7 protein-coding genes and 1 riboswitch are annotated in these 8,150 nt (G+C 60.9%); of the genes, 5 read left to right on the top strand and 2 right to left on the bottom strand.

Translation table 11 applies throughout. The features are described from left to right. The coding region (locus tag ACIQ36_RS16215; protein ID WP_395831201.1) for a TonB-dependent receptor plug domain-containing protein at positions 1-1,709 on the bottom strand (1,709 nt) is incomplete at its 3' end. A gap of 116 nt (positions 1,710-1,825) precedes the next feature. After that, positions 1,826-2,065: riboswitch (cobalamin riboswitch) on the bottom strand. 94 nt (positions 2,066-2,159) lie between these two features. Between ACIQ36_RS16215 and ACIQ36_RS16210 the strand changes: the two genes are divergently transcribed. Beyond that, complete coding sequence (locus ACIQ36_RS16210) at positions 2,160-4,463, top strand: CHASE2 domain-containing protein (protein WP_395831199.1); 2,304 nt, start codon at positions 2,160-2,162, stop codon at positions 4,461-4,463. 86 nt (positions 4,464-4,549) lie between these two features. Further along, positions 4,550-5,014, top strand: a complete 465-nt coding sequence (locus tag ACIQ36_RS16205; protein WP_395831197.1) for a RidA family protein — start codon at positions 4,550-4,552, stop codon at positions 5,012-5,014. A 20-nt stretch (positions 5,015-5,034) separates the two neighbouring features. On the opposite strand, the gene ACIQ36_RS16200 is transcribed toward ACIQ36_RS16205, so the two are convergent. Next, positions 5,035-5,784, bottom strand: coding sequence for a YoaK family protein (locus ACIQ36_RS16200; RefSeq protein WP_395831195.1), 750 nt, complete (start codon positions 5,782-5,784; stop codon positions 5,035-5,037). 150 nt (positions 5,785-5,934) lie between these two features. Between ACIQ36_RS16200 and ACIQ36_RS16195 the strand changes: the two genes are divergently transcribed. From ACIQ36_RS16195 to ACIQ36_RS16185, 3 genes are all read left to right on the top strand, one after another. Further along, a complete protein-coding gene (locus ACIQ36_RS16195) occupies positions 5,935-7,263 on the top strand; it encodes an aspartate aminotransferase family protein (RefSeq protein ID WP_395831193.1) in 1,329 nt (442 codons plus the stop codon). 81 nt (positions 7,264-7,344) lie between these two features. Next, on the top strand, positions 7,345-7,644 hold the full coding sequence (locus ACIQ36_RS16190) for a hypothetical protein (RefSeq protein WP_395831191.1): 300 nt from the start codon (positions 7,345-7,347) through the stop codon (positions 7,642-7,644). A gap of 15 nt (positions 7,645-7,659) precedes the next feature. After that, the coding region (locus ACIQ36_RS16185; RefSeq protein ID WP_395831189.1) for a helix-turn-helix transcriptional regulator at positions 7,660-8,150 on the top strand (491 nt) is incomplete at its 3' end.

The raw sequence follows: 8,150 nt of genomic DNA, 5'->3' as shown, positions 1-8,150 counted from the left end.
AGCCCCGGCGGTATTTTGTCCGAACTGAAGCTATTATCTTTTTGCTCCGTCACGAACCGCATCGCGCCCCCGATCTGCCATTTCTCGGTTATCGCGTAATCGGCGGTCAGGTTCAGCGTATGCTTGGGGCGGCGAGGCAGGCGCAGATGGGTGGTGCCGTCTTCCGCTTCCAAGAAGGTGTAATTCGCGGCCAGGGTCAGGTCTTGCAGGCCGGTCCAGGTGGCACCCAATTCCGCCCCGCGCGTCGTTGCCCGCCCGATGTTGGTGTAGCCCGACCCTTGGAACTGAATAAGATTGCGGTACCGGTTGTGGAACACCCCCGCCGAAAGCGTCAGCGTCTTGCCAATTTCCTGCTCGATCCCCGCATCAAACCCCCGGCTGGTTTCAAGCTCCAAATTCTTATTGCCGTAGAGCGGATCGAAGCGCTGGAACAGGGTCGGGGCCTTCGCGCCCGTGCCGTAACTGCCGCGCAAGGTGGTGCCGGTGCTGGCGAAGCGGTAGGCGGCGGTGGCGCGATAGGTGCCCTTGCCGCCGAAGCTTTCCACATCGTCGTAGCGCCCGCCGAGGGTGACGGTGAAGGCTTCCGTCGCCTTCCACTTATATTGGGCGAAGGCGCTTTGAGTGTCTTGGCTGAAGCGCGGCCCGGCTTTGCCAACGGTCGTCGTGCGGGCTTTATCGGTGCGGGTGGCGAGGCCCCCGGTCAGGACATCCTTATCGAACAGCGTCAGATTGCCCTGATATTCCGCGCCATAGCTGCGGCCTTCGTAGCGCGAGGTGCGGTAGAAACCCAAAGGCTCGTCGTAATCCCGCTCGGTATCGCTGCCGGTGATGGAGAGGATATTTTCGAATTTACCGTCCAACAGCGTCAGCGTGCCATCGACGCGCCCAAAGAGTTTTTCGGTCGCGACCGACGCCGGGCCGTCGCGTGTCGCGCTGGGGTCGAAATCGGCATCGAGTTTTTGATAGCCGCCCGAAAGGCCCAAGCGGAACTGATCCGAAAACCGATAGCCGCCGCGCCCGGTGAGGCTCAGTTGCTCCGCGCCATCTTTTTCCGGCCCGGCGTAAATGCGCGAAAAGCCCTTAGTTTGGGTGTGGGCGGCGGTCAGGGCATAGTCGAACCCGTCCTGCGCGCCCGAAATTCCGGCCTGCTGGCGAAAAGTTTGATAGCTTCCGGCTTCGACAAGCCCGGTGATTTTGGCCGGGCCACGGCCTTTGCGGGTAATGATGTTCACCACGCCGCCCATCGCGTCATTGCCATAGAGCGCCGACTGCGGCCCGCGCAGGATTTCGATCCGCTCGATACCGTCCACCGTGAGACCAGAGAAATCATAGGCCGCACTTGCATCGGCGCTATCGTTGACGCGCACGCCATCAATCAACACCAGCACTTGGCCGGTCTCGGACCCGCGAATCCGTATGGCCGAGGTGGAGCCGAAACCGCCGTTGCGGCTGATGGCGACGCCGGGGACGCGCTTGAGCAGATCAAGCACTTCAACCGCGCCGCGCCGTTCAATCTCGGTCGGGGTGATCACGGTAATGGCGCTGCCGGTTTCGGCCGCCCGGCTGGGGAGGCGCAGGGCGGTGACATTGACCGGCTCGAGAACAGCGGTGGGAATATCGCTCGGCGGCGCGCCAATGCCCTGGGCGAGCGCGGCGGCGGGGAGGGCGAGCAGCGAGAGAGACATAAGTAAACGCGAGGACACACGCATAAAAGCGCTCCTTTTTCCGAACAGCAATTGGACCCCGCAGGCATTTCGGCCAGCGAGGGGCGCAATCGCATAACGGTTGGAGCCGTCCCCTCAGCACACCCCGGCTGGTGGTTGCGACGCGCGCGCGTTGGATTGGCAGGTCTCCTGGCTGATACGTCATCACCGCCTCCCCATCTTCCCGAACGCGGATGCGCCAGTGATGTTTGACCTTGGGGAAACCCCAAGGCGGGGGCGGCTCGGTATCTACAGTTGCGGGGGCAGCTCGGCTTCGATTTTCGGCTGAAAATTCGCCCGAAAACCTGTCCGGATTCCCTATTCACGCCCCGTTAAGGGCGACCGATCCTGGCGCGAACCCTAAGGAGGCAGCGTTCTGGCGTCAAGGGTAACAAAGCTGCGGCAAATTTGCGGCGATTACCGTACAAAGGAACGGGACGTTGTGCGAGGGATGCAATGGTAGCGGCAAATCAGGACCAACCGGCGAACGTGATCAAAAAAGAAGCGCCGGAGGCGGAGGCGAATGATAATCGCCCCAGTTTTGGGCTCAGGTTTCGGCGGAGCCTCAAGAAAATCTTCGGCCAGGGGCGCTGGATGGCGTTGGTGGCGCTGATTGGCCTGCTGGTATTGCGCTACAATGATCCGCAGCCGGTGCAGATTTTGCGCCTCAAGGCTTTTGACGCGTATCAGACCCTGAAACCGCGCGAGGCCAGCGATACGCTGGTGACGGTGATCGATCTCGACGAAGATAGTCTTGCTGAAATCGGGCAGTGGCCCTGGTCGCGGGCCGTCGTCGCCTCGATGGTCGAAAAACTAACGGCGGCGGGCGCAATCGCGATTGGCTTTGATATTGTGTTTGCCGAACCCGACCGGCTCTCGCCCCCACGCCTCGCCGATGCCCTCCCCCCGGAGCATGCGCAAATCGCCGCCCAACTGCGCGTATTGCCCGATACGGACGCGCAGTTAGCGACGGTCTTGGCGAAGACGCCCACCATTCTTGGGCAAACGGTTGCCGATGATGCGCGCGGCCTTAGCATTAAGCCGATTGCGGGGATTGCGAAAAAGGGCACCGATCCGGCGGGCTTTCTCTACCGATATGCCGGGCTCGTCCATAATCTGCCCCTGCTCGAAGCGAAAGCGGCGGGCAGCGGTTTGTTCAACTATGCCACCGATGGCGACAACGTGGTGCGCCGTGTTCCGGCGATGGTTTCCATCGGGGGGCAGGTCTACCCGACGCTCTCGATGGAAATGATCCGGGTTGCCGCGGGTCTGCCGAACTATGTGGTCGATACGATGCCCGGCATGGGCGTTCAATCGATTCTCGTTCAGGGCGATAACCCAATTCTCGTTCCAACCGACTCCCAAGCGACCCTATGGCCGCATTTCGCCAAAAAGACGCAAGCCCGGTATCTTTCGGCGCGGGAGGTTGTAAAAGGCTCCTTCGATCCGGCGCGAATCGAGAATAAATTGATTATTTTCGGGGCATCGGCAGCCGGCTTACGCGATCTTCGTACCACGCCCGTCGATGAGGATATTCCAGGGGTTGAGGTTCATGCGCAGCTTTTGGAGAGCATGCTGACCGATACGCTGCTCACCCGTCCAGCAACCTCGGTCGTGGATGAGATGCTGCTCATGCTGGTGTGCGGCCTACTCATTATCGTCGGTATGCCGCTCGTCGGGGCGCGCTGGACCGTGCTTTTGGTGATGGGGACGACGGCCGGGGTGGTCGGCTACGCGTGGTATGAGTTTAGCGAACATCGCCTGCTGATCGATGCGACGGCCCCGGTTTTCACAACGCTTGCCGTCTTCATGGTCGGCACCTATGCCAGCTACGCGGCCGAAGCGGCGCAACGGCGGCAGATTCGCAATACCTTTGCCTTCTACCTCTCGCCCGCGATGGTGGATCGGCTGGCGTCGGACCCCAATCAGTTGAAGCTCGGCGGGGAAACCCGCGAAATGACGCTGCTCTTCACCGACGTGCGCGGCTTCACCACCATTTCGGAAATGTTCGATGCGCAAGGCCTCACCGCCTTCATGAATCGCTATCTGACGCCGATGACCGATATTGCCCTCGCCCACGGGGCCTATATCGATAAATACATTGGCGATGCGATCATGGCGTTTTGGAACGCGCCGCTCGACGATGCCGAGCACGTGCGTCACGCCTGTCAGACCGTGCTGGATATGCGCACATCGTTGATCTCCCTAAACGAAGAACTGAAGGCCGAAGCCGACGCCAGCGGCAAGCGTTTCATTCCCATCAATATCGGTATGGGCCTCAATACCGGTCCCTGCGTGGTTGGCAATATGGGCTCGACGCAGAAATTTAACTATTCCACCTTGGGCGATACGGTGAATTTGGCCGCGCGCTTAGAAGGCCAGTCGAAACCCTATCATCTAGATAATATTATTGGGGAATCAACCGCCGCCGCCGCGCCGGATTTTGCTATGCTGGAAGTCGATTTAATCCAGGTGAAGGGCAAGACGGTGCCGGTGCGTATCTTCACCCTCATCGGTGATCTGGCACTCAAAAGCAGCAGCAATTTCCAAAAGCTCACCGAGGCTCACGAACAGCTTCTGTCCGCCTATCGTGGCCAGCGCTGGGACGAGGCGATGCGCCTGATCGAAGAGTGTCGGGCGCTGTCCGACGGGCTTCCGTCCCAGCCGCTCTACAATACCTATATCGAGCGGATCGAGGAGTTCCGCATCAACCCGCTGCCCGCCAATTGGGACGGCGTCTATGTGGCGACGACGAAATAGCCCCGCTTCCGTTTCCCCGAAAACCACTCTATTAGGTCGGTCGCGGGCGTGTTGCGCGCCCTCACGCAATAGCAGGAGTTGAGAAAATGGCCGGTAAGGTTGAAACGCGCCTGAAGGAACTGGGGATTGTCGTTCCCGCCGTGGTGCCGCCCGCAGCGAATTACGTGCCGGGGGTCATTACGGGCAATCTTCTGTTCACGGCGGGTCAACTGCCGATGCAGGACGGCAAGCTTGCGACGGCGGGCAAGGTCGGCGGTGAGGTTTCTGTGGAAACGGCGGCCGTAGCGGCCCAACTCTGCGCGCTGAACGTGTTGGCGGTGGCGAAAGCCTCGCTGGGTAGTCTGGAGCGGATTAAGCGCCTGGTGAAGGTCGTCGGTTTCATCAACGGCGTGCCGGATTTTGCCGATCACGCCAAGGTGATGAATGGCGCGTCCGATTTCTTCGTGTCGGTCTTGGGCGAAGCGGGTAAGCACGCCCGTTCGTCGGTCGGCATGGGCTCCCTGCCGTTTAATGCCTCGGTGGAAGTCGAAGCGATTTTCGAAATCGAGTAACGGGCGCGCGCGGCGGCGGGCTATCCCCGTCGCCGCGCGAGATCGTAAATGCCAACCGCCAGCAGTACGGCTGCAACCAGCAGCAAAAAGATCGGCCCAAGCCCGCGATAGCCAAAAACCCCGGCAATACCGCCGCCGATAAAGGCGCTGACGGTCATCACATGCATCATCACCGGGCTGCGGGCAAAGCCGCTGGGAAGATGCCAATCCGGATGCCGCCAATGGGCGAGCCGTTGGCCGAGCGCGACCCCAATATCGGTAATCATCCCCGTCACATGGGTCGTGCGGATGCGCGCGTGGGAAATTTGCGTAACGATGGCGTTCTGGAACCCCATCAGAAAACTGAGCCCCCCCCAGAGCAGCAGAACGCGCATGGATAATATCCCATGGGAGCCAGGCGCGATAAACTGATCGACGGCGGCAATACCGACAAGCAGCAGCGCTTCAACGATCAGGCAGCGCGCATAACGCCCGCGCAGGTGGCGTTCGCGCTGCGACGTCATCATGATGGCAGTGGTGGCGGCCCCGGCGATAAAACAGACGATGACCCAGACGGCGACAAGGGCAAGGGTCCAGTCCGCTCCCGCCAGTTCTTCCGATAAAACGGCCACAGTACCGCTGAGATGGGAGGAGAAATGCCCAATGGCGTGAAACCCGGCGGCATTGACAATCCCCGCCAATCCCGCAAGCCCTACGACGAGGCTGCGCGATGGGGCTTCGCTTATAAGGCGGGCTTTAATCGGCGTGGCGGTGGCAGGCGAGTGAGGCATAATCTAAGGCTAGGCTTTCTTAGCAGGCGAACTCAAGGCTTTCACGCGCGCGCCGAGCGTCGCAGACGTGAAATCCTGCTTCCGTCCGAGACAAAACCGCTTTAGCGTTTTTGACCAGTTGGTCAGCCCGTGCAGAGTAAGGATATGATTATGCCCGATGATACCCGTTCCAGCGTTAACAACCTGCGCCCCTTCTGGATGCCGTTTACGGCGAACCGTCAGTTTAAGTCGGCCCCGCGTATGCTGGTGAGCGCGCAGGGCATGTATTATACGACCGATGACGGGCGCGAAATTCTCGATGGAACGGCAGGGCTATGGTGCGTGAATGCCGGGCACGGTCGGGAAAAGATCGTCGAAGCCGTGCAAAAGCAGGTGGCGATTCTCGATTACGCCCCGGCGTTTCAAATGGGGCATCCGGGTGCATTCGAGCTTGCCTCGCGCTTGGCGCAGCTTGCGCCTGCCGATCTGAACTCGATCTTCTTTTGCAATTCCGGCTCCGAGGCGGTCGACACGGCGATGAAAATCGCCATCGCCTACCACCGGGCGCGCGGCGAGGGCACGCGCACGCGCATCATCGGGCGCGAGCGCGGCTATCACGGCGTTGGTTTCGGCGGTATCTCGGTCGGTGGGATTGTGACCAACCGCAAGTTCTTCGGCTCGCTGCTGACCGGCGTCGATCATCTGCCCCATACGCACGATATTGCCAAGAACGCCTTCTCCAAGGGCCAGCCGGAGCATGGGGCCAATCTGGCGGACGAGCTTGAAAAGATCGTCACCCTGCACGACGCCAGCAATATCGCCGCCGTTATTGTCGAGCCGCTGGCCGGGTCCACCGGCGTGCTGGTGCCGCCCAAGGGCTATCTCGAAAAAATCCGCGCGATTTGCGATAAGCACGGCATTCTGCTGATTTTTGATGAAGTCATCACCGGCTTTGGCCGTTTGGGCACCGCCTTCGGGGCCGATAAATTCGGCGTGATCCCCGATATGATGACCACGGCGAAGGGCATCACCAACGGCGTTATTCCGATGGCCGCCGTTTTCGCGCGCGATGGGATTTACGATGCTTTCATGAACGCGCCGGAAAACACCATCGAACTGTTCCACGGCTATACCTACTCGGGCCACCCGATTGCCGCCGCCGCCGGGATCGCCACGCTGGACGTGTACCGCGACGAGCAATTGTTCGAGCGCGCCGCCGAAATGGCCCCCTATTTCGAAAACGCGCTGCATAGCTTGAAGGGCACCAAGCATGTTATCGACGTGCGCAATCTCGGCCTTGTCGGCGGGATCGAGCTTGAGCCGCGCGCGGGCAAACCCACGGCGCGCGCCTTCGAAACGTTCCTGAAAGCCTATGACGCGGGCGTTCTGATCCGCACGACCGGCGACATTATCGCCCTGTCGCCGCCGCTGATTATCGAAAAGCACCAAATCGATCGGATCGTTGAGACCTTGGCGAAGATTTTGCCGACGATCGAGTAGCGCTGGGAAAGCCTGCTGACGGGATGCTGTCAGCAGGCCCCTGCTAGGGTCGCCTTCGTTAACCCCAGCAGGAGACAGCGCATGAGCGTGTTTGAAATTGTTGAATTTTCCCTGAAGCCCGGCATTACCCGCGAAGCTTTCTTAGCGACGGTACCGCCAACCGAAGCCCTGTGCCGCGCGGCCCCTGGCTTTCGGCAACGTTGGCTGACGCAAAGTGAGGATGGTCGTTGGACCGATATTGTTGAGTGGGCCGATTTGGCGACCGCCGAACAGGCAGCCGCAACCATTACGGCCGATCCTGGTTTTGCGGCGTTCGGCGGCGCTATTCACGGGCCATCGGTGGTGATGCGCCATACCCACACGCGCGTCGCCATGCGATAAAACCTCGGAGGTAAGATGCGCCGCGCGGATCGACTTTTCGAGATCTTGCAGCTTCTTCACGGCGGGCGTTTGCGCCGCGCCCACGAATTGGCGGCGCGGCTCGAAGTGTCTACCCGGACCATCTACCGCGATATTGCGGATTTGACGGCAAGCGGCGTGCCGATTGAAGGCGAAGCCGGGGTTGGCTATGTCCTGCGCCCCGGCTTTTTTCTGCCGCCTCTGGCCCTCTCCGCCACCGAACATGAGGCCTTGGTGTTGGGCGCGCGGTTGGTGGCGGCTTGGTCTGACACAGACCTAGCGGCGGCTGCAAAAGAGGCTCTGATAAAACTCGAAGCCATCGGTGCGGTGGCGATGGGTGCCCGGCCTCCCGCTGCCCTGCACAGTTATGGCGGGCGCTTATCGCCGCAAGTTCGGTTGCTGTTGCGCCAGATCCGGGAAGCGCTCGGGCTCCGGCGCAAGCTCGACCTTCTCTACGCAAAAGCCGATACCCCCGCCGAGGCGCGCCG

Origin of the sequence: Elstera sp. (assembly GCF_044372965.1) — a bacterium.
GTDB lineage: Bacteria > Pseudomonadota > Alphaproteobacteria > Elsterales > Elsteraceae > Elstera.
This window is presented reverse-complemented; position numbering and strand designations above follow the sequence as displayed.